Raw genomic sequence first — 23429 nt, forward strand, 5'->3', positions numbered from 1 at the left:
TCAACGAAAGGGAGGTCGCCCATGCAGCCCGACTCGTATATGGACCTGGCACAGGTCACGCTCTACGTCTTCTGGATCTTCTTCGCTTGCCTGATCTTCTACCTTCGCCGCGAAGATAAGCGCGAAGGCTATCCGCTCGAATCGACGGGCATCAAGGGCGGGGCCGCGTATGGCTTTCCGCGCATGCCCGATCCCAAGACCTACCTCCTGCGCGGCGGGCACACCGCGACGCTACCGAACCACAAGAACGATCGCCCCGACGTCGCGTTGGCGCCGATCGCGGTGTGGCCGGGCGCTCCGGCCGAGCCGACCGGCAATCCGATGCTGGATGGCGTCGGGCCCGGGTCCTACGCTAATCGCGAGGACGGTCCCGAACTAACGATGGAGAACGTCCCCTGTATCGTTCCGCTGCGTCTTGCCGAAGGCACCTATCTCGAATCCCGCGACCCCGATCCGCGCGGCATGCGGGTGAACGGCGCGGACAGCGAAATGGGCGGCACCGTCACCGACGTCTGGGTCGATCGCGCCGAAGCTCTGATCCGCTATCTCGAAGTGGAAGTCACGACGTCGGGTGGCGCGAAACGTGTGCTGCTACCGATGCCGTTCGCCAAGATCGATGGCCGCCGCAGCCGAGTCTGGGTCGATGCCATCCTCGGCAGCCAGTTCGTCGACGTGCCGGCGACGAAGAGCCCCGATCAGGTGACCAAGCTCGAGGAAGATCGCATCGTCGGATATTACGGCGCGGGCACGCTCTATGCCACGCCCGCGCGTCAGGAGCCGCTGCTGTGAAACAGGATCACCACCAATTCGAGAGTACGCAGTTCAAGGAGCTGCCCGCGCCGTTGCCTGTCGGCGAGCGCGTGATCTGGCAAGGGAAGCCGAGTCTCAAAGGACTAGCGTTGCGGTCGTTTCACATCCGTGAGGTCGCGATCTATTTCGGCGTGCTGCTGGCGTGGCGGCTGTGGTCGAACTGGCTGCACGGAGTCCAAGCGGGCGACGTCGTTATTTCGGCTCTATGGCTGATCGCGCCGGCGATCAGTGCCATCGCCGTGCTGGCGGGTCTCGCCTGGTTATTCCGCCGCGCCGCCTGCTACACCATCACCAGCAAGAGGGTCCTGTTCCAGTTCGGCGTCGCGCTGCCGATCACCATGAATATTCCGCTGAACAAGATCACCAACGCCGCTCTGAAGATCCATCACGACGGCTCGGGCGATATTCCGCTAGGGGTGTCGGACGGCAAACGCGTGTCCTACTTGCTGCTGTGGCCGCACATCCGGCCTTGGCGGCTGCGTGCGCCGGAACCCATGATGTGCGCATTGCCGGACCCCGCGGTCGTCGCGGCCCGGCTTTCGGAGGCGTTGGGAGGTCAGCCCGCTCCAACGGCGGTCGCGCTCTCGACATCCGTCAATCGCAATTTGGTCTCGGACCTCACGGCCAATTCGCCGTCGACAGCGGCCGCCTGAACGGAGGACACTCATGAGCCAGGCTATCCAGGAGCCCGTGGTCCCCAGAGGCGGCATCATCGCGGCCGCGGCTCTCGTCCTGTTTTCGCTCGCGACGGTGACAACGGCGCGACTGACGGGGACGGGCGGCGTCCACATGACGTTGCCGCCCGCCGCCGAGAGCCGAGATCTCCAGTTCGAGGACGCCCAGGACGGTGCAGTGCTGGTGTACGACGCACACGATCGTCAACTCGTGGACACGCTGGCGCCGGGAAGTAATGGCTTCATCCGCGTCGTGCTGCGCGGGCTCGCGCGGGAGCGCAAGCGCGGCGACATCGGTCGGCAACCGCCGTTTCGCCTCACCCGGTTTGTCAACGGCCAGATCACGCTGACGGACACATCGACCGGCAAGCAGATCGACCTCGACGCCTTCGGATCGGCCAATACGGAGGCCTTTGCGCGGCTGATGAAGCTGAAGGGAGGTGGGGCATGACGATGCTCTGGACGACGTCGCGCAAGACGTTCGACGTGCCCTGCACGATCGAGATCGAGCAGACGTCCGAAACGTTGCACGCCCATGTCGTGCTTGACGGCGACATCGCGATCCAGCCGGGCGACGAGGTCATGGTTCATGACGCGCCGACCGGCGTTGCCTTCGGCGAGCGGCTGGTCGTGCGGAGAACCGCGACCGTGGTGCGGGCCGGCCCGCTCGACCGGCTATGGGCGCGGATCGAGGGCTATCTGGAATTGACTGAGCTTTACGAAGTCAGCTTCTCAGACGGGAGAGCATCATGATCAACATGGAAGGTGGCACGGCCGGCAGTCTGCAAACACGTCCCGCGATCAAAGGAAGCAGCGAAAGCCTCGACAAGGCTCGCGAGGATACCATCCTCAGCCCGCGCTTCTACACGACCGATTATGAGGCTATGGATCGCCTCGACGTCAGCCTGGTGCGCTCCGAATGGAATGCCGTCATCAAGGAATTGCGCGCCGATCACAACAAGGCGCATTTCGTCAAGACCGACGAATTCAAGAACGACCTGCAATCGCTTCCGCCTGAGCTGCGCAGGGAGTTCAAGGATTTCCTCGTCAGTTCGCTTACCGCCGAATTCTCGGGCTGCGTGCTCTACGCGGAGATCAAGAAGCGGATCAAGAACAGGGATATCCAGGAATTGTTCAGCTTCATGAGCCGGGACGAAGCTCGCCATGCCGGCTTCATTAACGAGATCCTGAAGGATCACGGCATCGGGGTGGATCTGAGCTTCCTCACCAAAGTGAAGAAATACACGTACTTCCGTCCTAAATTCATCTTCTACGCGACCTACCTGTCGGAGAAGATCGGCTATGCCCGCTACATTACGATCTACCGGCAGATGGAGCGACATCCCGAGCGGCAATTCCATCCGATCTTCCGCTGGTTCGAATTGTGGTGCAACGACGAGTTCCGCCATGGCGAGGCGTTTGCGCTGTTGATGCGCGCCGATCCGTCGCTGCTGCGCGGACTCAACAAGCTCTGGATCCGATTCTTCCTGCTCGCCGTATTCGCAACCATGTATGTTCGTGATCACATGCGTCCCGCTTTCCACGACGCGCTCGGAATGGATCCCACAGAGTACGACATGCGGGTCTTCCGCATCACTTCCGAGATTTCCAAGCAGGTGTTTCCGGTCACGCTGGATATCGAGAACCCGCGCTTTTTTGCAGGTCTCGAGCGCTTGCGCATGATTTCGGAAGCGATTGCGGATGCGCGCGAGGACGGCGGCTTGTTGTCGAAAGTGAAGCGCGCAGGCCTTGCGGTCCGGGCTGGGCTGACGTTTGCGCGGCTGTTCCTGCTGCCGGTGAAGCCTAACGCGCTCCCGCGCGAAATCTGTCTGCAACCGGCCTGGTGAGGAGAGTGTGTTGATCGCCGCATACACGGTCCCCCCCATCTACGCTGCTTTCGTGTGGTGGTTCAGCACCGGGGCCGTGCTGTTGCTGGTCGGACGCTCGGGACGGTTCGAACTGTCGCGAGCGTTCCTCGCAGTTGGGCTGCTCGCGGGGTCGCTCGGAGGCCTCGCGCTAACCGCTGGCGATGCGAGCGTCGGCGGCGCCTATACGGCCTTCACTTGCACGATCCTGCTGTGGGCTGCCCAGGAGATCACTTTTCTCGCGGGGTGGCTGACGGGGCCGCGCCCGCAGCAATGTCCGGTCGGCGCGACCGGCGGGTCGCGCCTCGGTTTCGCCTTGCAGGCCATCCTCTATCACGAATTCGCTCTGCTGGCCTGTGGCGCCGCCATTGTCGCGCTGACGTGGGCCAGCCCTAACCAGGTCGGTCTCTGGACCTTTGCGGCGCTTTGGGTGCTGCGGCAAAGCGCCAAGATCAACCTCTTCCTTGGCGTGCCCGTCACCAACGACGAGTTGATGCCGGACGCGGTGCGATTCCTGAAGACGTTCTTCGCGCGCAGGCCGATCAGCGGCTTCTTTCCGGTCTCGGTCACGCTTGCGACCGCGGCTCTCGTCATCATGATCCAGCGCATTGTCGAAGTGTCGGTCACGCCTTTCGAGATCGCCAGCCTGACGCTGGTATCGACGCTGTTTGCGCTCGGCGTTGTCGAGCATTGGTTCATGTTGCTTCCGCTGCCGGCGATCACGCTGTGGGGCTGGGGCATGCGCTCGGGTTTCCCGCCGGAGGACATCACGATGGAACAGGAACAAGACGCCAAGGCCATTGCTGCGCCGCTCAATCTCGTCGTGCTCGCGGATATGCGCCCCGATGCGACGCCTCCCAAAGTCTCGCAGGCGGCCTGCGCGCGACTGCGGCTCGAAGACCAGTTTCGTCAGAGTTATCGCGAGCAGCAGGCAAGAGAAGGCCTCACGGCGGCTCACCAGATCTGTCCTGAGCCGGAGGCAACAATCAAGGGGAGAACGTCATGAACTACGAAGCCTATTTTCGTCGGCAGCTCGAAGGTCTTCATCGCGAGGGCCGCTACCGCGTGTTCGCCGATCTTGAACGCAGGGCAGGCGCATTTCCCCGCGCCAAGCATCATCATCCGGGCGGCGCCGGTGAAGTCACTGTCTGGTGCTCCAACGATTACCTGGGCATGGGCCAGCACCCCGCGGTCCTGAAGGCGATGCATGAGGCGCTCGACAGTTGCGGCGCAGGGGCCGGCGGCACACGCAACATCGCCGGAACCAATCACTATCACGTGCTGCTGGAGAAGGAGTTAGCCGACCTTCACGGCAAGGAGGCAGCACTTCTATTTACGTCGGGCTACGTCTCCAACATGGCGTCGCTGAGCACGCTGGCGTCGCGGATGCCCGGCTGCACAATCCTGTCGGATGAGCTCAATCACGCGTCGATGATCGAGGGGATCAGGCACAGCCGCAGCGAGACCCGCATCTTCGCCCACAACGACCCGCGCGATCTCGAGCGCAAGCTCGGCGATCTCGACCCGCATGCGCCCAAGCTGGTGGCCTTCGAGTCCGTCTATTCGATGGATGGCGACATTGCGCCGATTGCCGAACTTTGTGACGTCGCGGACGCCCACAATGCCATGACCTATCTCGACGAGGTGCACGGCGTCGGTCTCTATGGACCGAAGGGCGGTGGCGTCGCCGACCGGGAAGGCGTAAACCACCGCCTGACCGTGATCGAAGGCACCCTGGCAAAGGCGTTCGGTGTCATCGGCGGCTACGTCGCGGCGTCGGCCACGATCTGTGATTTCATCCGCAGCTTCGCCTCTGGCTTCATCTTCACCACGTCGCTACCGCCGGCGGTCGCTGCTGGCGCGCTTACCAGCATCCGTCATCTGAAATCGAGCGCGGCGGAACGAGAGCGGCATCAGGATCGCGTCGCGCGGCTGCGCAGGCGGCTCGATGAGGCAGGGGTTGCTCACCTGGACAATCCCAGCCACATCGTCCCGGTGATGGTCTGCGACCCTGTCTTGTGCAAGCAGATCAGCGATGTGCTGATCGAGCGCTACGGCATTTATGTGCAGCCGATCAACTACCCGACCGTGCCGCGCGGCACTGAGCGGTTGCGCATCACGCCGTCGCCGCATCACACTGATGCCGACATCGAGCATTTGGTGAATGCCCTTGCAGAGATCTGGGCGGAGGTTGGGCTCGCCAAGGCAGCTTGATCTGCTGTTCTTGGGCGACTGATCCAGGCGATCGGGGTCCGTCGATGGCACGATAGGCAATTCTTTCGAACCCCGGTCGATCATGCGGAAGTTGATGAAGTTTCTTCATACGATGGGAGCGATCGGCGTCGTCGGCGCGGTTGCGTGCTTTCTTGTCATGGCAGGCTGTGCGCCCGCACCGGACTCGATCGCGCAGTACGCATCGCTCAGCGTCGCGACGGGTGCAGTGGCGACCTGGATATTTATGCCCTCTCTTGGGCTCACTCTGGTGGCCGGATTGTTGGCCATCGCTGCGAACAGGGCCTTCCACAACGCCGGTTGGGCATGGGCAAAACTCGCAACGGGCGTTCTTGTTTTCGAATGGGGTTTTGTCTCCGTGGTTGGGCCGCTTCAGCAGGAAGCGGAGCAAAGTGCGCGAGCGTTGGCCGGCGAAATCGATCCCGTTACGCTAGCCGGCGAATTGGGGACGCGTCGCGCTTCGCTTTGGGTGTTTCTAGCCATAGCGATGGCCAACATCGTTCTCGGGGTATGGCGGCCGCGGCTTACGCGGTTGAAGGACTAAGTCGTGACGAAAAGCGCTCGGCATGGCGAGACCCGGACCCCGCGCAACTTCACCAGATGGTCCATGAAGGGCTTGCTATAAGCGCGGTCCGCAACTTCACGAGCTTTGGACCGTATAGGCCCGCGGCGTTGCGAAGTCGTCTAAAGACGAAGGCGCTCTGTGAGCCGATCCTCGACGTGGATCGGCTCCCATGCTGGCGGAAGCGCTCAAATTGAAACGCAAACGTCCAGGCCAACTGCGGCCCGGGAGAATAGTAGCGAAGACGGGTATCGCTGGATTTCGCAGGGCGCAGACGCAATGACGCTTCCAAGCGGCCGCGCGAGGTCAAGCACGCTATGCTGTATTCAGGTCAGGCGATTGACGTCGAAATCGTGGCGGCGGGAAAGGAATGGAATTTTAGCAACCGTGCCGGCGCGTTATCGGAAACATCACGTTCCGGGTTAAGTTGCTCTGCGACAGAAAAGCAGAGCTTCCGATGCAGTGGGACTGGGCGATGCAGCGAACCCAGCTATATTGGTGAACCACAGCCTCAAAAGTGGATTTGGGGCTTTGAGCTGCTGCCGGCTTGATGGACGCCGGGTTAAGCTAATGCCCCCCTGCGCTCGAACTCAACTGGGCTGAGATAACCGATGGTCGAGTGCCTGCGGGTCGTGTTGTAGAATCTTTCGATGTAGTCGAACACATCGGATCGTGCCTCATCTCTGGTCCTGTAGATCTTGTTGGCGGTCCGTTCGGTCTTGAGCGATGAGAAGAAGCTCTCCATCGCCGCATTGTCCCAGACATTGCCGGAACGGCTCATGCTGCAGCCGATGCTGTTGTTTAATAGGGAATTCCCTGTTCTCGAACGGCTTTTTCCCTGTTCGCTTGATCAGGGAATCCGCGAATAAACGCCTCCGGCACAGGGAGTTCTCGTCGTTAATATCTTCGCGAAGGGGAAAAATCGCGAAATTCCCTGAAAAATTCCCTGTTTGCAGGGAAATTGCCCGGAGACGGCTGCGATCAGCACTGCGCCCCCAGCCATATACAAGATACTGGATTTTGTTGTGAAAATAGCCTTGCTCAAGGCGGCATTTCTCGCGCATTTGGAAATTCCGTTTGCAATTCTGTGCTGGTTTCGTTTTTGGTCGAAGGGATTGTCGCGCGTTGAACGTCGCTCAACTTGTCAAAATACTAATTGAGCGGATGACTGCGCGTTGCAAGTTTCCGACCGCAGCCGTCGACGCCGCGTGCGGGATCGACGGTTGCAGAACCCGCCGTGTTTTGTAGCGTTCAACGAAGCGCGAAGTCTATCCTTGAGATCGGGCGCAAGCCTTCGAAATTGGGGAGGTCTGCGCTTCGTCTCGAGGTGATGCTGCTCCATCAGCATTCTGCTGATCGAGTTCCTTCTGTGCCAAGAGATGTGCGTGCCACTTGCGGGTCGCAGCCAACGCTCGCATCATCGTCTCCTTGGCATAGCCGCGATAGGCCTGTGCGGTCTTGTGGCCCGAGAGCGCACGACCTTGGCCGTCTGTCAGCTCCGCTTCCTCGAGTTTGGTCATGCCGCCGTGTCGACAGGAATCAAGCGTGAACAGCTTTGACACGCCGTCGATCTTCTTGCGCATCTGCTGCACTACTTTTCCATGCCAGGGTAGGACCACACTTTGGCATCGCCCTTGCATTCACCCTTTTGGATCCGACGCATAATCATCGGGACGCCAAGCTTTAGCAGATGACTCAAAACGTCCTCCGCTTCGGCATAAAACTTGATGGTCTCACCATCGAGAGTCTCTTCGAGCGGATGCCAGACCAGCGCTTTATTCTTGTGGTGCTCGATGCGTACAGCGTTTGGCCAGTTCTTGCTGCGGTAGTCCGGCCACGTCAAAAACCCGGCCAATACGTTCTCCGGCCGTTGCAGCCATGCAAGGCAGATCACCGCGACGGCTGCGGGTTCAGGTCGCCCTTCTTTGGCGCAGCCCCATGCAAATTCATAAACCTCTTCTCTAGAGTTCTGCCGAATCTATTCTGTCGGTCGAACCATCGCTTACCGGGAAATGGGTGCCGATCGCCTTCCAGCGATCAGGTCGGACGGAGAACGCTGATCCGTGTCGAAGACGCTGAAGCTTGGCTGGCAAGCCGGCCAAGCTTTCACAACCGACAACCGGAACGCGGTCAATGACAATACATGTCCCACCGCTGGACTGCGAGTGGTCAGATCCGATTTCGGCTAGCCTGCAGAGGCACCCGATTGCCGACCTCACTGCGCCCGCGCGGTTCGCTCGGTATCGCCGCATCGACCGGATCTACGCTGAGTTCCCCCGAGTTGATGAAGATCGCGGTATATGTCGAAGACAACTTAGGGGAGCCAATCAAGCTAAGCGTCTCCCATTTTGCGCGCCTGTTCAAACTAAGCACTGGCGTCACTGCGATGAGTTTCGTGGAACAGTGCCGGGTTCGTCGCGCCCAGACCTTGATCCATGATCGTGATTTGCCTTTGGTCGAAGTGGCGCTGATTACCGGGTTTTCCGACCAAGCCATTTCACGCGACGCTATCGTCTATACGCCGGCTGCACGGCTGCCGCTTTTGCGCGTGAGCATGGGCGCAGGCGTGCCGCACAGCGGTTCCACCACTCGCCCTAGGTGGTCAACTCGCTGGCGTCACCAATCGATACTCTGACGGAGGAGGCCCGCTTTCCTCGTTGACTGAGATCACCTTGAACAGTGAAGGTCCTTTTTCGCTTCCCGACTACCACGAAGAAGCCTTTCAACTCGGTGTCGCGAGCCAGATACCAGCCGTCTTCAGGAGTCGGCAGCTGAGCGATGGCCTTATCGCTGAGAGCAGTGCGAATGTCGGTCATGAGGGTCGACGTGAACTGCTAAACCGGTTTTCAAACGGTTTTGGCGAACTGAGCTGTTTGAAGGTCAGGGTTCGCTTTGCTGCGAAGCTGTGCGACGAGTCTCTGTAAATAAAAGACCTTTCTCGACTTCATCGTAGTGTAGCGCAGACTCAGAAATCGCAGAGAGGCTTCGGTGTTTTTGAACTCTTATTCAGCGGGTCCCAGGTTCGAGCCCTGGTGCGCCCAACATTGCGAAAGGCTTCTTCGTCAATTGCTTACGGGGGAAGTTGCCGAGAACAGCAAGGGTCTCGTGCGACGTTTCTCCATTCAGGGCCTCGCGGCCAGATGGCAGTGCGCCTTCTCTTTGTTTCCGTAGCTTCACCCATTCAGTACGGCGCCTTGATCCAAGGGTACATGCCAATCAGGGACCCGTCGTAGAATACGATACTAAAGCGCGATGAGATTTGGTTGAATCGTCATCGCGCTTTAGCCCTTTGTTTGCGCATGATCTTTTCGGAAAACCGCTTCGCACTTTTCCGAATCGTACTTTAGGGCGAGCAAAACGGACATTTGCCCAGCTCGCCGAAGTCGGTCATCGCTTGCCGCAGAGTGTGTGGAAGGCACGGCCTCCCCCTGTGCGATCCTAACGCTCAACTTTGGCCCTGAATAGACTTTCTCCCCTTCGACGGAAAATCGTGCGGCCGTCGCGACTTTCGCCGGCCGGAACGATGTAGGCCTCGCACTCCTGCTGCTGAAGGAGCTCCCCGCACATATCCCGCAACCGTTGGTTGGCCGGTCGTGATGGAAGCGCGCGAAAGCGCTTGAGGATGTCAAGCATGACGATGTGCTGTGGCGGGCATCTCCAGAACACCAGACATCCGCTCACACCCGCTCTGCAAAGCTCGCCAGCACCAAAAGCCGGACAGCCTCGGCGAACTGATGCACGCCCAACCGGTCCATCATACGTGAGCGGTGAACCTCGACCGTGCGCACACTGATACCAAGATTGAAGGCGATGACCTTGTTTTGCTGCCCCGCCACGAGAGCCTCAAGAACCTGCCGCTCGCGGGGACGGAGCGTGTTGATCAACTCCGCCGCCATGGCGATATCATCGGTCCGGCCTCTCGCTGCGCTGGTCTTCAGTGCGGACTCAATCGCCGCTATCAGGGCGTCGTCGCCGTAGGGCTTTTCAATGAAGTCCACGGCTCCCGCCTTCATCGCTCGGACCGCGGTCTGCACATCACCTTGAGCCGTCACTACAATAACTGGCAAGTCCGGGTTTATCGATCGAAGGCGAGCATGAACCTCGAAGCCGTCCATCTCCGGCATACGAAGATCCAGCAGGACGCAGCCCCCGAGCAAGCTGCCCGCGACGTCGAGGAACGCTTTTGGCGTTGCATACGACGCCACCTGGAAGCCGACCGCATCCATCAGGCGCTCCAGAGATCGGCGGATCGCCGGGTCGTCATCAACAATGTAAATGAACCGTTCGGCAGCCATCGATCGCCTCATCGTTACGGCGGGACGGGCAGCGTCACGCGAAAGATCGCCCCGCCGCCGCAATTGGGCTCATATCCCAGCTTTCCGCGATGGGCCTCGACGATCGAGCGGCAGATCGAAAGTCCCAGCCCCATGCCATCGACTTTTGTGGTGTGGAATGGCTTGAAGAGGTGTTCGACAATATTGTCCGGCAGGCCCGAGCCACGATCCGCAACAGTGATCTCAATCCACTTGTCACCGAGACGCGCGGTTACCACTTCCAACTCGCGCCACTCGCTCTGCACCATCGCCTCGTGCGCATTGCGTATCAGGTTGACCATGACCTGCTGCAGCTGAATTCTGTTTGCAAACACTACCTCGGCGCGCGGATCGAAGTTCAGCCGGACGTGCACGCGGTGCGGGCCGTTTCCCGCTGAGGCAAGATCACTGGCTTCACGGATCAGCTCCGGCAGGTTTTCGATGCGCATCTCCGTCGCGCCGTGGGTAACGAACTCTCGCAGCCGGCGAATGATCTCACCGGCGCGGAGCGCTTGCTCGGCGGCTTGGCCCAGGACACCGCGCACAGTGTCGACCCTGTGGGGTGCGTCGCTTGCCATCATCCGGCGCCCGGCGTTGACCAAATTAGTGACCGCGGTCAGCGGCTGGTTCAATTCATGTGCCAACGCCGCGGCCATCTGACCCGCTGCACTTAGCCGCGAGGCATGATGAAGCTCCGCTTGGAGCTGCTGCGCGCGGACATCCGCGCACCGCCGCTCCTCGGCTTCGAGCGTCAGTCGTTCGAGCGCTTCCGCCAATTCCGATGTCCGTTCGGTCACCCGCTGCTCCAACGACTCGTTGAGGCGTCGAAGATCACCCTCCAGCTGTTTCTGAGGCCTCAAATCGCGGCTGACAGTCGCCATGTTCGTAGGATGGCCCGTGCGCTTGTCGTCGATGCGGAACCAATCGACCAGGAATGGAATGATCTCCCCTGTTTTGAAGTGGCGGAAGTCGAGTTCTCCGAGCCAACGCCCGGTTCCCATCACCATTGGAAGCGCCTCGTGAAGCGCCCGAGTCCGCTCATGGGGGGCCATGAAATCGAAGATGCTCAGTCGCTGCACTTCCTCAGTGTCAGAAAGCCCGAGGAGGTCCAAGGCCGCCTTATTGACGTATTGCGGCGTGCCCTCTAGATCGGCGAAACCAATGAACTCGGACGACCGCTCAATCACGCTCACCAGGCGCCGTTGCTCCGCCTCCGCCTGCCGGCGTTGCATGGCGAGCGTTGCCTGGTTCGCCGCAATTCCGAGAAGAAGCCGGTGTGTTTCGCTCGGAAATTGCGGATTGAGGGAACCTGCAACGATCCTGGCGTTGCCGCCAAAGCCCATCGGCGCAGCCGCGATCCGTAATGTGCCCCTCCCGAGCGGGTTGTCGATCGCGGATATCTGCTCGCGGCTTCCGCGCCACGCACCGCGGAGGATGCGTTCAACGTGACCAGATGGCCGGGAGGACACCGTTTGGCTCGTGCGCACTACTTCGGCCGCAGCCTCGTCGCGCAGTCCCGGTACAGACACGCAAATGACGTCGGCATTGAGCATCGAAAGCATTGCGGCTGCCACGCTGTCGGCGATCTGCCGCGTATCGTAGTCCTTCCAGATTGCCGGCAGCGTCGAAAGCGCGACGAGATCGCGGATGCAGCGCCTGAGTTCTTGCGGCTCGGACAGCTCATCGACCCAAGGCATTTCGCCTGATCCAATCCACAACGCATACCGAAGCTCAGCCTGGATGACCGTTTTTACTCGGTTTGTCACGGAGCCGTCTGTCGGTTATCAAACTAAGGCTGGCTATTTTGTTCCAGCGGAGCTAATATCCCTCATTACTGAGCAATTGATGGCTTCAGTGACTGAGAGACGCTCCTGCGCTCCCGCCGAAACGGCAGAGGGAGCCTCGTCATGTCTCAGTCCCCCAACCGAATTCTCAACGCACTCCCGCAAAAGGTCTTTGCGGCCATAAAGCTCCACCTCAAGCCGGTGAAGCTGTCCTTTGCAGAGGTGGTCGCCGAAACCGATCAGTCGATCACACAAGTGTACTTCCCCTTCAGCGGAGTGGTGTCGCTGGTCGTCGATATGAGCGTAGGCGAAATGATCGAAACGGCGATGGTAGGACGCGACGGGGTGGTCAACGGCACGTCCGCGCTTGACGGCAGGACTGCGCTCCATAGAGGCATTGTCCAAGTTGCCGGTGAGGCGGCGGCGATCCACCCGAACGCTCTGCGACAGCTCGCCAAAGAATATGAACCTTTACACGCCATTCTCATTCGTCATGAGCAGGTGCTGCTCGCTCAGGTGCAGCAGTCGGCTGCCTGTAACGCAAGCCACTCGGTCGAAGCTCGCATGTGTCGCTGGCTGTTGCGCATGCGCGACCTGACAGGTTCTGAGGAGTTGATGCTGACGCAGGAGTTCCTCGCGCAGATGTTAGGCGTGCGGCGCACCAGCGTGTCAGTTGTGGCCGGGACCCTGCAAAAGGCCGGATTCATTCAATACAAGCGCGGCAATATCCGGCTCTTGGATGTGGAGCAATTATTGGAGGGTAGTTGCGAGTGCCATGCAACGGTCAAGCGTCACTACGAACGCATGCTGGCCATATGAATCCTTCTTGAAAAGCTCAACTGGACGGGATTGGGGCGGTCACGCGGGGGACTGACCAGGAAGATATCGGGCAACGCGCCTTGGTTACCGTCGGATTCCGCCGGCACGCACAGTGCAAATGATTACGTAGAATTACCTAATCTGCTTCGCCATCATCCTCTCTTACATTTCATTTGGCCGCGACAATATTGCCGCGGTACGGTCCGCGGAAGCGAAGGCGATGGCAAACCTCAAGGAGCCGCTCGACGCTGCAACTGGACAACAAATCGACGCCGTCCTGCAGCGGCTGAGAGATTCCCAGGATGTCGGTGCAGACCTGCTGCGGGTCGTCGATATCGCGATCGGAATAACCCACGCCGACATGGGTACGCTGCAGCGATTCGACGAAAAAGCCGACTGCCTGACAATTGCTGCCAGCCGCGGACTTTCCGGCAAAGTCCTGACATTTTTCAGTGTCGTACGCCGCGACAATAACACCACATGCGCTGCCGCGCTCACGCGGCGCATGCGGGTATTTGTTGAGGACGTATCGACGAGCTACCTGTTTGTGGGCACGCGCGAACTCGATGTACTGCGTGCCGATGGTATTGCTGCCGTACAATCGACGCCGCTCATCAGCAGCAATGGCCGCCTCTGGGGCGTTTTCACGACGCACTTCCGCGAACCGCAGATCGAGAGCGAGTACGATCATGCTCCACTGGATCGGCTCGCCGTCCAGGTCGCGAACACCCTGGAACAACGAGAGCGCCTGGTGCCGGGCCAGCACTTTCACGGCAAGCAGGCCCCAAAGGACCCTCAAACGGGAGGCTGACATGAATTCAACTGCCAAGCCCATTCCTTTTGGACGATCCATGCTTCGGGAGCACCGCCATGTCTGCGCGTTCTTCAGTTCGGCAGTGGAGGAATACGACGCTTTGGTGCCGTTCATCTGCGACGGTATCAACTGCGGCCAACGCGCGCATCATATCCTCCCGTCTCAGCACAGGGAGGATCACCTCAATTGGTTGCGCAGCGCCGGCATCGACGTGGAGAACGCGATTAAAAGCCGCCAGCTCGAAGTCGAGCCGTTGGAAAGCACTTATCTCAGGACCGGACGCTTCAACATGGACGACATGATCGTCGTGATCCAGGAGGCATTGAAGGCCGGCGCCGAGTTCGGCTTCCCGTTGACGCGGCTGATCGCGCACGCCGAAACGGTCGTGGACGACTGGAGTAGCGGCAATAAATGGGTTGAATACGAGATGCGCCTCAATGAGGTTTTGCCAAACTACGACGATCCCGTGATCTGCACTTACGACATTAACCTGCTGACCACACCGCTTGCAGTCGATATTTTGCGAACGCATCCTATGGTCGTCATTGGTGGGGTCCTGATTGAGAACTCGTTCTTCTCGAGCCCGCAGGATTTTATCCGAGAGGTGCAGTCGCGAACCGGACCAAACCAATCCTATCGGGCATAACTCGACGAAGCCTCAAGTTCTTGTTTGTCGAGAGCAGCCCTCGCTTCCTGACGATCGTCAATGACAAGAGGCCTCGCCGGATCAACCCTCCTTGTAGTCCCGGCGGCAGGACGGAGGCGATGATGATCAAACCCCCGTTTGCGACGGAACTCCACTCGGCGCTCAGGCGTTTCGCCCGATGCTAGAAATCAACAAGCCTCGTTCTCAGGGAGCAGCGGGCGAGGAGCTGCGAGGTTTCGTCCGCGTGCGTGGAGCACGCGAGCATAATTTGGAGAATATCGATCTCGCCATTCCCCGCGATGCCCTGGTGGTGTTTACCGGTGTGTCCGGCTCGGGCAAATCGTCGCTGGCCTTTGGAACGCTCTATGCGGAGGCGCAGCGGCGGTATCTCGAATCCGTCTCGCCTTATGCGCGGCGTCTCTTTCATCAGATGGCGGTTCCCGAGGTTGATGAAATCGATGGCTTGCCGCCGGCCGTTGCCTTGCAGCAGCAACGCGGGTCGCCCACCACGCGCTCGTCCGTCGGCAGCGTCACGACGCTGTCCAACCTGCTTCGAATGCTGTACTCGCGCGCCGGCGACTATCCACGGCAACAGGCGCATCTCGATGCCGAGGCGTTTTCGACCAATACGCCGGCGGGAGCCTGTCCCCGATGCCATGGGCTCGGTCGGGTCTACGAGGTAACCGAACGCTCGATGGTGCCGGATGATTCCAAAAGCATTCGTGAGCGCGCGATTGCAGCCTGGCCGCCCGCCTGGCATGGCGGCAACCTGCGCGACATGCTGACTTCGCTCGGTTACGACGTCGATCGTCCATGGCGAGAATTGCCGAAGAAAGCTCGCGACTGGATCCTGTATACCGACGAGCAACCGGTGGTTCCGGTTTATATCGGGTATGATGCAGACGAGGCGCGAAGGGCGATCAAACGCAAGGAGGAGCCCAGTTACCGAGGCAATTTCTCCAGCGCCAGGCGATATGTGCTGAACACCTTTGCCACCACCGAAAGTGCGTCGATCAAGAAGCGGGTATCGCGCTACATGGTAAGCACCGAATGCCCGCTCTGCCGTGGCAAGCGGCTTCGTCGCGAATCGCTGTCCGTCAAGTTCGCCGGACTCGATATTGCCGACATCTGCAGGATTCCGCTGGCAAGGCTCGCCGACCTCCTGCGTCCCTATGCGGAGGCCACCGCTCCGACCCTGACCAAGCTTAAGGCGCAGCATCCGGAGAAGGCGATGGTGGTGCAGCGGATCGCCGAGGACTTCGGCGGCCGCCTCACGGTTCTGCTTGACCTCGGACTAGGCTATCTTTCGCTGGAGCGGAGTACCCCGACGCTCTCTCCGGGCGAACTGCAGCGCCTACGACTGGCAACCCAAGTGCGCTCCAATCTGTTCGGCGTCGTCTATGTGCTCGACGAGCCGTCCGCCGGACTTCATCCCGCGGATACCGAGGCGCTTTTGACGGCGCTTGCCCGATTGAAAGCCTCCGGCAATTCGCTGTTTGTGGTCGAACACGAGATCGATGTGATCCGCCATGCGGATTGGGTTGTCGACGTCGGGCCTGGCGCCGGCGAACTTGGCGGCCAGGTGCTCTACAGCGGTCCGCTACAAGGGTTCAAGCAGGTCGAAGGTTCGCAAACCCGCCGTTACCTGTTCGGCGACGACATCGTGTCAGGCCGCACGCCGCGCTCGCCGAAGGGCTGGTTGCGATTGCGTGGCGTCAGTCGCAACAATCTCCACGACCTTGATGTCGATTTTCCGTTGGGGGTATTCACGACCGTGACTGGCGTGTCCGGCTCGGGCAAATCGAGCCTGGTGAGCCAGGCCCTGGTGGAATTGATTGCAAACACGCTAGGCCATGCGCTGCCGTCGATCGACGATGAAGGCGACGAGCTCGAGCGGACCGTCGTGACCACGCTCGGTGGCTGGATCGCGAGCGGAATGGAAGGTGTCTCGCGATTGGTGGTCGTCGACCAAAAGGCGATCGGCCGCACTCCGCGGTCCAACCTCGCGACGTATACAGGGCTGTTCGATCACGTTCGCAAGATCTTTGCAGCCACCAAGTCGGCGCGCGCCCGCCGCTACGACGCTGGACGCTTTTCCTTCAATGTCGCCAAAGGCCGCTGCGAGACCTGCGAGGGCGAAGGCTTTGTTTGCGTCGAATTGCTGTTCCTGCCCAGCGTGTATGCGCCGTGTCCAAGCTGTCATGGCGCTCGCTACAACGCCAAAACCCTTGAAATAAAATACCGCGACAAGAACATAGCCGCGGTCCTCGGAATGACGGTCGATACCGCCTTCGCGTTCTTTGCCGAGGAGGCGCAGGTACGCCGATCCCTCGATGTGCTACGACAGGTTGGCCTCGGCTATCTAAGACTTGGCCAGCCCGCGACAGAGCTTTCCGGCGGCGAAGCCCAGCGGATCAAACTTGCCACCGAGCTGCAGCGAACGCAGCGCGGCCAAACGCTCTACGTCCTTGACGAGCCCACCACGGGACTACACCCGGCTGATGTCGAGAAGCTCATCGCCCAACTCGACGGGCTGGTCGAAGCCGGCAACACAGTCATCGTGGTGGAGCATGATATGCGCGTTGCTGCCGGCAGCGACTGGGTCATGGATATCGGCCCAGGGGCAGGTGACGAAGGCGGTCGTGTGGTGGCGTTTGGCACCCCTGCCGAGGTCGCTGGATCGTCCAAAAGCCGAACCGCGCCGTACCTGTCGAGGTTCAGGGCCCGGCTCGCGGCCGACGCATCAACGTCCAATCGCCTCGCGGCACCTCAGTAAGCCACGCGCGTGCGCGCTGCCCTCGGACGGCTACCCAAACGACCACCACACCCTTACCCCGCCGACTTGTCCGCGATGATATCCAGTTTATGAATTTCCGGTGTGTTGTCGAACATGTCGCCCGCCTTGATCTTCTCCATCAAGGCGGCAGCGACCTTTCCATTGAGGTGCGCGTCGCGTCCGACCTCGTCGTCGAAGGTATCGAAGATCGCGAAGGAGGAGGGCCCTTCCTGAATGGCATACCATGAGATCGTCCCGGGTTCGGCGTTCACCAGTGGAACCGCCGACCGCAGAAAGTCCGCGACCTCTTTCTCCTTGCCGGGCTTGGCCACAAGCGGAACGTACAGCGCGAATTTTGTCATTCTACTCTCCTGTTGTCGTCGTCGCGAGTATCAAATCAATTGCGATCTCAGGAACTTGTATCGCGGGCAAGCGCGCGCTGCATTGACCGATGTCAGTGTCGGCGAACGGGATCGTCCCATAGGTAGAAGAATTGAGTGGCGCGCGCTTGTCAAACTATCAAAAGCGAACGCATCGGCGGAATCGGCGTTCTCTTTCATCAAGCTGCCATCCCCGGCAAGTATTCTTGGTCGTTGGGTCTTTCACCTAGAATATGCCAGATCTCCATTTCGCCCGATCCCTTGACGTCTATCGTCCCGCGCGTTTCGCAGACGAAGTCATCCTTGATCAGTTCGTAAGTTGCGTGTGTGATCTGAATGGCTTCGCTCTGGCCGTAAGATTCCATACGACTGGCCATGTTCACAGCATCGCCCCACAGATCATAGATGAACTTCTTCCGGCCGATGATCCCGGCCACTACCGGGCCTGAGTTCATGCCGATGCGGAATGTCAATCGCCTGCCGCCGAAATCACGCGCGGCCACACAAGCTTGCATCTCGAGCGCCAGGCGCGCCAGAGCGTGGGCATGGTCGGCACGCGGGCGCGGCACGCCGGCGACCACCATATAGCAGTCGCCGATCGTCTTGATCTTCTCCAACTGATATTTATCGACCAGCAAGTCGAAGCACATGAAGACCTCGTCGAGCAGCCCGACCAGTTCCATGGGCGACATGGACCGAGCCAGCGGGGTAAACTGCACCACATCGGCGAATAAGATACTCGCCGCGTCGTACTGATCGGCGATCGTGCGGTACTCACCTTTCAGTATGTTGGAGATCTCGATTGGCAAGATATTCAACAGCAGCATTTCGGATCGTGCCTGGAACCTGTTTTTCTTGTCGACGAAATAGTAAAGCATCGCAAAGGCAATACTCAGGACGCAACCAATATTCAGTATGTAGAAGAAAGTGACCATCGACAAAGACAGGGAGGCAGAGCCGTCGGAGGATTGCAGGAGCGCGCTGCTGGCGAGCAGGACGAGGAAGGCCCAGAACCAACGGGAGGCGGTTCGAAGATCATGGACGACAAGGGCGCCCAAAGGACAAAGCGTGGACCAAAGGATTACGGCACTTGAATTGTGGAAGCCGCCGAGACTTATCGTCATCAGCCAAGGCAGAAGCAGGATCAGCGCCAGCTGGGTGAACCGATAGACCTGGTAGCGGCGAAACATGCCGAACAGAAAGGTGTTGGCCAGCGACAATGCGCTATACGCCGCGGGAATGCTGCCGGCGGCCCGTGCTCCGACGCCAATATAAACGAGACCCCACAGTGCTGCTGCGACGGCGGATGTCAACACAACGCTGACGAGTATCATTTTCTGCAGCGCAACGTCGTCGCTGTCGCGTCGGTCAACGCCTATCTTGGCGATCAGGGGGATCCACATACGAAAGCCGGCCTCTAAGGGCATAGGTTACGGAACCACAGTAATATCGGGGAATCGGGCCCAGACGCGGCGTCGGCCAGTCAGGGATCGGAGATTATGCGTCGACATGGCACTAGCCCCATCCGTCGCGCGCGGACGCGCAAGATCGTCGTCGCGACGTTCGTGACTCCGAGATTGTCGGCCTGGTCCTGAACGTCGGCCGATCGCGCACCTACATCAGCTTCTCCATCGTGATCGGCAGCTCGCGCACCCGCTTGCCGGTGGCATGGAATACGGCATTGGCGATAGCAGCGGCGGCGCCGACGACGCCGATTTCACCAACTGTCTTGCCGCCAAGGGCGCTGGCGTGAAAGTCCGGCTCGCCGACTGAAATGACCTCGATATCAGGCACGTCGGCATTCACCGGCACGACGTATTCGGCAAGGTTGTTGTTGGTGATTCGCGAATAGCGGCGATCGATGTGTATGGCTTCGAGAAGCGCTTCTCCCATTCCCATGATCATGCCACCCTTCCACTGACTTTCCGCGAGCCTCGGATTGTACAGCCTGCCGCAATCGAAAGCTCCGAGCATCCGGCGGACACGCACGGTTCCATAGTCCTCGTCGACACGAACCTCCACGAATTGCGCACACCATGCATAAGTCGCGTGGGTCGCTGACGGCGGGCCCATATATTTGAAGCTATCGTAGGCGTCGCGCTGCTCTGTTTCGGACGATGCCTTGTCGGCCGGCATGGTGTTGCGCGTGACCTCGATCCGATCGCGACCGACCATTCGCATCAGCTCGACGATCGTGACGGCGTCGGCGGAGCCATCCGTTGGCGCGATCATTCCATCCTTGATCGTGAAGTCGTTCACGCGCTTGGCCTTGAACGGTGAACCAGCATGACTGGACGCGAGCGTCAACAGCTCCTCGCGGGCGGCGCGGGCGGTCTTATCCACGGCGCCGGTGAGAAGATTGGCAATCTGTGAAACGCCGGCCACCGGTGCGCGGGGCAGGCTGGTGTCGCCGAGACGAACGCGCACCTGCTCGAACGACACGCCGAGCGCGTCGGCTGCCGTCTGAGCAAGGATGGTGTAGGTACCGCCCCCGATGTCCGGGCCGCTCGATGCAACATGGACCGAACCATCGGCGGCAATCGTGACCCTCGCCTCGCCGGGCGTGTGCACGTTCGGAAACGCTCCTCCCGCCATGCCCCATCCGATCAATTCGCGGCCATCCCGCATCGAACGCGGCTCCAGCGAGCGTCGCTCCCAGCCAAATGCCCGCGCGCCGGCTTCATAGGCTTCGCGGAGCCGGCGGGTCGACCAGGGTTTCGCCGATTCAGGGTCCTGACTGGCATAGTTGCGCAGCCGCAATTCGATCGGATCGAGTTTGAGCTTGTAGGCAAGTTCATCCATTGCGCTTTCGAGCGCATAGGCACCGATCGCTTCTCCGGGCGCGCGCTTCCAACTTGGAGTAAAGGAACTGACCCGCACCAGTTTCTGAGTCGAACTCAGGTTCGGCACGGCATACATGACCCTGGCGGTGGCCGCGCCACCCTCGACATAATCGTCATCGACGGAGGTCTCACTGGTGTTCTCGTGAATGAGCACCTGCAGCTTTCCGTCCTCGCTCGCACCGAGCGTCAGCTTCTGCCGTATCGCGGGCCGCAAGCCGTTGCCGGTGAAGTTCTGCGGACGCGACAACGCCAGCTTGACGGGTCGTCGCATTTCGCGAGCAGCCATCGCCGCGAGCAGCGAGTCGGCGTGAGCTGTGACCTTGACCCCGAAGCCGCCGCCCACGAACGGTGAAATGACGCGCACCTTCTCCATCGGAATGGCAAACCATTCGGAGAATGCCCTTCGTGCGCCCTGTGCCCATTGGCTCGGCATCCAAACGGTCAGGGCGCCGTCATCGTCCCAGGTTGCGATTGCTCCAAGCGGTTCCATCGGACAGGAATATTCGCGCGGCGTGGTGTAGACGACGTCCATGCGCACCGCTGCCGCCGCGAGCGCACCCTTTGCGTCGCCCCGGGCCGGACCCGACGACGGCGCCCCGGGGACGTCGATCGATGTAGCCGCTGGATCATCGATGTCGGCGACGGCCAGTTCGGTCTCGTAGTCGATCCGCACGCGGCCCGCAGCCTCCGTCGCATGTTCGAAGCTATCGGCGACCACGAGGGCAATGGGTTGACCGTTGTACCGGATGCGAGCGTCCTGGAGCGGCAAGAAGCTCTCCATGACGCTACCTGCTGGAACCATGGGACAGCTCTTGAGCGGCAGGGCATCGGCATGGGTCAAGATCCGCAGCACACCCGGCATCGTCCGGGCCACGGCAAGATCGATCTTCCCGATGCGCCCCGACGGCACGGTGCTCTCGACAATCACAGCATGGACAACGCCTGCCAGATTGTGTTCGAGAGCGTAGTCGGCTTGCCCGGTAACTTTCGCGACGCCATCAACCCGCGCGATGCGACGTCCGAGAAACGTTCCGTTGCTCTTCAGCGATTCAGACTCGTTGACAGCCATCAGGCGATCCCTCCAACGGTCAGTAGCGCACGCGCGACGACGCGGGGAGCCAATTCGATCTTGAAGCGGCTTTCGCCATGGTCGACGGCACCCTCGGTGGCCAGGCGACTTGCGGCCCGCACAGTCGCTTCGTCGAAAGTACGTCCGACAAGCGCCGCTTCGACGGCACGAGCCCGCCACGGCTTCGTGGCGATACCGCCGAGCGCGATCCTGACGTCACGGACGGTGCGACCGTCCGCTTCGAGTTCCAGGCCGACAGCGGCGCTTGCGGCCGCAAACTCGTACGACTCGCGGTCGCGCACCTTGAGGTAATGCGAGCGGCGCAGCGCGGCGGAGGTCGGAATCTCGACCGCGACGATCAACTCACCGGACGTGAGCGGGTGCTCAACATCGGGCGTGTCGCCGGGCAAGAGGAAGAAGTCATCGATCGGAACGGGACGTTGTGGCTTGCCATTCTCGACGTAAACAGCGGCGTCGAAGGCAACGAGAGCAACTGCAAAGTCGCCGGGGTTGGTAGCGATGCAGCTTGGACTCGTGCCCAAGACCGCATGCCCGCGGTTGACGCCCTCGAGTGCAGCGCAGCCCGAACCGGGATCGCGTTTGTTGCAGGCGCCATAGACCGCCGGCTCCCGGAAATAGCTGCAGCGTGTCCGCTGCATGAGATTGCCACCGATCGTGGCCATGTTGCGCAGTTGGGCCGAGGCGCCGCGCCACAGCGATTCCGACAAAACCGGAAACTCCTTCCGGATTATCGGATGATCGGCGACATCGCTCATTCTTGAGAGAGCGCCAATCCGCACGCGCGCCGGACCAGCCTCGATGGTATCGAGGCCCGGCAAGCGCGTAATGTCGATGAGCGCAGCAGGAACCTCCACCCCGCATTTCATGAGGTCGACCATGGTGGTACCGCCAGCGAGGAAGCGGGAGCCAGCCTGATCGGCAACGGCCCTCAGCGCGTCGGGAATAGCGGTGGCCCGAACATATTCGAAATTGTTCATCGTCCTCGCCCCTCTGCAGAATCGATCGCCTGCGCCGCATCGCGCACAGCTGCGACAATGTGCGGATAGGCGCCACAACGGCACAGATTGCCGGACATATATTCGCGGATGCTCGTGTCCGAGACGGTTCGGCCTTCGTTAATACAGGCGACAGCCGACATGATCTGACCGGGCGTGCAGTATCCGCACTGGAAGGCATCGTGGCGGATGAACGCTTCCTGCACCGGGTGCAGGCTGCCGTTGACCGCCAAACCCTCGATTGTGGTAATCGCCAGCCCTTCGACCTGGGACGCAAGCGTCAGGCAAGCGAGGACGCGCCGTCCATCGACGTGAACCGTGCAGGCGCCGCACTGGCCCTGATCGCATCCTTTCTTGGTACCATAGAGGTGCGTATATTCACGCAACGCATCCAACAGCGTGACCCGCGGCTCGATCTGCAGCAGATGCTCGGAGCCGTTGATGCGAAGTCTGACCCCTGCGTCCGTGATGGATGATTTCGCCATGGCTCGAACTCCTGTAATGACCGTTGCGCGCAGAACAGCCGGTCGATTTCGAAGGCCTCATACCACTCTCATGACACCACGACGCAATGAGCGCCATGACAACCGTCAACTTCAGCACGCCGCACCGCATGAGCCAATCACGACGCAATATCGCGCGCGAATTCTCGAGCGATGCCGCCCAGAAAGATCGGCGATACGCTTTTGCGTTGCTTCAAAATGCGTGCTGCCCCAATGCGGAAGGTCTCTCTATTGACTTGTGCCGGTGGACGGAGTGCGCGCTCAAAGGCGACGACATTGAACGTTCTCTGTCGTAGCATGCGTCAACGCAGGCGATGAAAGCC

The 23429-nt window shown here is 60.5% G+C and carries 24 protein-coding genes and 1 pseudogene; 15 read left to right on the forward strand and 10 right to left on the reverse strand.

From position 1 onward, the window contains the following. The first annotated feature begins 21 nt into the window (after positions 1 to 21). The 8 genes from puhA to JQ507_07820 all read left to right on the forward strand — a co-directional run bounded on the left by puhA (position 22) and on the right by JQ507_07820 (position 6125). A complete protein-coding gene (gene puhA, locus JQ507_07785) occupies positions 22 to 789 on the forward strand; it encodes a photosynthetic reaction center subunit H (GenBank protein ID QRI71366.1) in 768 nt (255 codons plus the stop codon). Then, positions 786 to 1463: a PH domain-containing protein gene (locus JQ507_07790; protein ID QRI71367.1), complete on the forward strand. Its 678-nt coding sequence runs from the start codon at positions 786 to 788 to the stop codon at positions 1461 to 1463. Before puhA ends, JQ507_07790 begins: the two co-directional genes overlap by 4 nt. A 13-nt stretch (positions 1464 to 1476) precedes the next feature. Further along, complete coding sequence (locus JQ507_07795; GenBank protein ID QRI71368.1) at positions 1477 to 1935, forward strand: phosphonate-binding protein; 459 nt, start codon at positions 1477 to 1479, stop codon at positions 1933 to 1935. Next, positions 1932 to 2237: a hypothetical protein gene (locus JQ507_07800; GenBank protein QRI71369.1), complete on the forward strand. Its 306-nt coding sequence runs from the start codon at positions 1932 to 1934 to the stop codon at positions 2235 to 2237. Before JQ507_07795 ends, JQ507_07800 begins: the two co-directional genes overlap by 4 nt. Next, positions 2234 to 3331, forward strand: a complete 1098-nt coding sequence (gene acsF / locus JQ507_07805; GenBank protein ID QRI71370.1) for a magnesium-protoporphyrin IX monomethyl ester (oxidative) cyclase — start codon at positions 2234 to 2236, stop codon at positions 3329 to 3331. Before JQ507_07800 ends, acsF begins: the two co-directional genes overlap by 4 nt. 13 nt (positions 3332 to 3344) lie before the next feature. Further along, positions 3345 to 4355 (forward strand): DUF3623 domain-containing protein, encoded by a 1011-nt coding sequence (locus tag JQ507_07810; GenBank protein QRI73248.1) that lies wholly within the window; start codon positions 3345 to 3347, stop codon positions 4353 to 4355. Then, positions 4352 to 5563: a 5-aminolevulinate synthase gene (gene hemA / locus JQ507_07815; GenBank protein QRI71371.1), complete on the forward strand. Its 1212-nt coding sequence runs from the start codon at positions 4352 to 4354 to the stop codon at positions 5561 to 5563. Before JQ507_07810 ends, hemA begins: the two co-directional genes overlap by 4 nt. An 82-nt stretch (positions 5564 to 5645) precedes the next feature. Next, complete coding sequence (locus JQ507_07820) at positions 5646 to 6125, forward strand: hypothetical protein (GenBank protein QRI71372.1); 480 nt, start codon at positions 5646 to 5648, stop codon at positions 6123 to 6125. 580 nt (positions 6126 to 6705) lie between these two features. Here JQ507_07820 and JQ507_07825 read toward each other — a convergent pair. The 3 genes and pseudogenes from JQ507_07825 to JQ507_07835 form a co-directional block, all read right to left on the reverse strand. After that, positions 6706 to 6945: pseudogene (locus JQ507_07825) on the reverse strand (IS3 family transposase). 466 nt (positions 6946 to 7411) lie between these two features. Beyond that, complete coding sequence (locus JQ507_07830; protein ID QRI71373.1) at positions 7412 to 7726, reverse strand: hypothetical protein; 315 nt, start codon at positions 7724 to 7726, stop codon at positions 7412 to 7414. 8 nt (positions 7727 to 7734) lie between these two features. Next, complete coding sequence (locus JQ507_07835; GenBank protein ID QRI71374.1) at positions 7735 to 7998, reverse strand: hypothetical protein; 264 nt, start codon at positions 7996 to 7998, stop codon at positions 7735 to 7737. Between the two features lie 351 nt (positions 7999 to 8349). Here JQ507_07835 and JQ507_07840 point away from each other — a divergent pair, with 351 nt between their 5' ends. Both JQ507_07840 and JQ507_07845 read left to right on the forward strand, forming a co-directional pair. After that, positions 8350 to 8778: a helix-turn-helix domain-containing protein gene (locus JQ507_07840; GenBank protein ID QRI71375.1), complete on the forward strand. Its 429-nt coding sequence runs from the start codon at positions 8350 to 8352 to the stop codon at positions 8776 to 8778. Positions 8779 to 8800: 22 nt separating this feature from the next. Beyond that, positions 8801 to 9067, forward strand: coding sequence for a hypothetical protein (locus JQ507_07845; GenBank protein ID QRI71376.1), 267 nt, complete (start codon positions 8801 to 8803; stop codon positions 9065 to 9067). Between the two features lie 753 nt (positions 9068 to 9820). Here JQ507_07845 and JQ507_07850 read toward each other — a convergent pair. Then, positions 9821 to 10438, reverse strand: coding sequence for a response regulator transcription factor (locus JQ507_07850; GenBank protein QRI71377.1), 618 nt, complete (start codon positions 10436 to 10438; stop codon positions 9821 to 9823). Between the two features lie 14 nt (positions 10439 to 10452). After that, entirely contained in the window at positions 10453 to 12153 is a 1701-nt protein-coding gene (locus tag JQ507_07855; protein QRI71378.1) for a PAS domain S-box protein, read from the reverse strand. Positions 12154 to 12363: 210 nt separating this feature from the next. On the opposite strand from JQ507_07855, the gene JQ507_07860 reads away from it, so the two are divergent. The 4 genes from JQ507_07860 to uvrA all read left to right on the forward strand — a co-directional run bounded on the left by JQ507_07860 (position 12364) and on the right by uvrA (position 17295). Continuing rightward, positions 12364 to 13059 (forward strand): Crp/Fnr family transcriptional regulator, encoded by a 696-nt coding sequence (locus tag JQ507_07860; protein ID QRI71379.1) that lies wholly within the window; start codon positions 12364 to 12366, stop codon positions 13057 to 13059. A gap of 220 nt (positions 13060 to 13279) precedes the next feature. Next, positions 13280 to 13870 carry a GAF domain-containing protein gene (locus tag JQ507_07865; protein QRI71380.1) on the forward strand — a complete coding sequence of 197 codons (591 nt, stop codon included), beginning with the start codon at positions 13280 to 13282 and terminating at the stop codon, positions 13868 to 13870. 1 nt (position 13871) lies between these two features. After that, on the forward strand, positions 13872 to 14519 hold the full coding sequence (locus JQ507_07870; GenBank protein ID QRI71381.1) for an MEDS domain-containing protein: 648 nt from the start codon (positions 13872 to 13874) through the stop codon (positions 14517 to 14519). Positions 14520 to 14697: 178 nt separating this feature from the next. After that, positions 14698 to 17295, forward strand: coding sequence for an excinuclease ABC subunit UvrA (gene uvrA / locus JQ507_07875; protein ID QRI71382.1), 2598 nt, complete (start codon positions 14698 to 14700; stop codon positions 17293 to 17295). 53 nt (positions 17296 to 17348) lie between these two features. Here uvrA and JQ507_07880 read toward each other — a convergent pair whose 3' ends face one another. From JQ507_07880 to JQ507_07900, 5 genes are all read right to left on the reverse strand, one after another. Continuing rightward, the gene (locus JQ507_07880) at positions 17349 to 17657 is read right to left on the reverse strand and encodes an antibiotic biosynthesis monooxygenase (GenBank protein ID QRI71383.1); all 309 of its coding nucleotides are present in this window, start codon (positions 17655 to 17657) and stop codon (positions 17349 to 17351) included. Positions 17658 to 17854: 197 nt separating this feature from the next. Next, positions 17855 to 19078: an adenylate/guanylate cyclase domain-containing protein gene (locus JQ507_07885; GenBank protein QRI71384.1), complete on the reverse strand. Its 1224-nt coding sequence runs from the start codon at positions 19076 to 19078 to the stop codon at positions 17855 to 17857. 211 nt (positions 19079 to 19289) lie between these two features. Further along, on the reverse strand, positions 19290 to 21587 hold the full coding sequence (locus JQ507_07890; protein ID QRI71385.1) for a xanthine dehydrogenase family protein molybdopterin-binding subunit: 2298 nt from the start codon (positions 21585 to 21587) through the stop codon (positions 19290 to 19292). Beyond that, positions 21587 to 22585 carry a xanthine dehydrogenase family protein subunit M gene (locus JQ507_07895; GenBank protein ID QRI71386.1) on the reverse strand — a complete coding sequence of 333 codons (999 nt, stop codon included), beginning with the start codon at positions 22583 to 22585 and terminating at the stop codon, positions 21587 to 21589. Before JQ507_07895 ends, JQ507_07890 begins: the two co-directional genes overlap by 1 nt. Beyond that, entirely contained in the window at positions 22582 to 23088 is a 507-nt protein-coding gene (locus tag JQ507_07900; protein QRI71387.1) for a (2Fe-2S)-binding protein, read from the reverse strand. The genes JQ507_07895 and JQ507_07900 overlap by 4 nt, the downstream gene beginning before the upstream one ends. Positions 23089 to 23183: 95 nt before the next feature. Here JQ507_07900 and JQ507_07905 point away from each other — a divergent pair, with 95 nt between their 5' ends. Beyond that, positions 23184 to 23402, forward strand: a complete 219-nt coding sequence (locus JQ507_07905; GenBank protein QRI71388.1) for a hypothetical protein — start codon at positions 23184 to 23186, stop codon at positions 23400 to 23402. Positions 23403 to 23429: the final 27 nt, after the last annotated feature.

It is taken from the genome of Bradyrhizobium sp. PSBB068 (assembly GCA_016839165.1).
Taxonomy (GTDB): Bacteria; Pseudomonadota; Alphaproteobacteria; order Rhizobiales; family Xanthobacteraceae; genus Bradyrhizobium.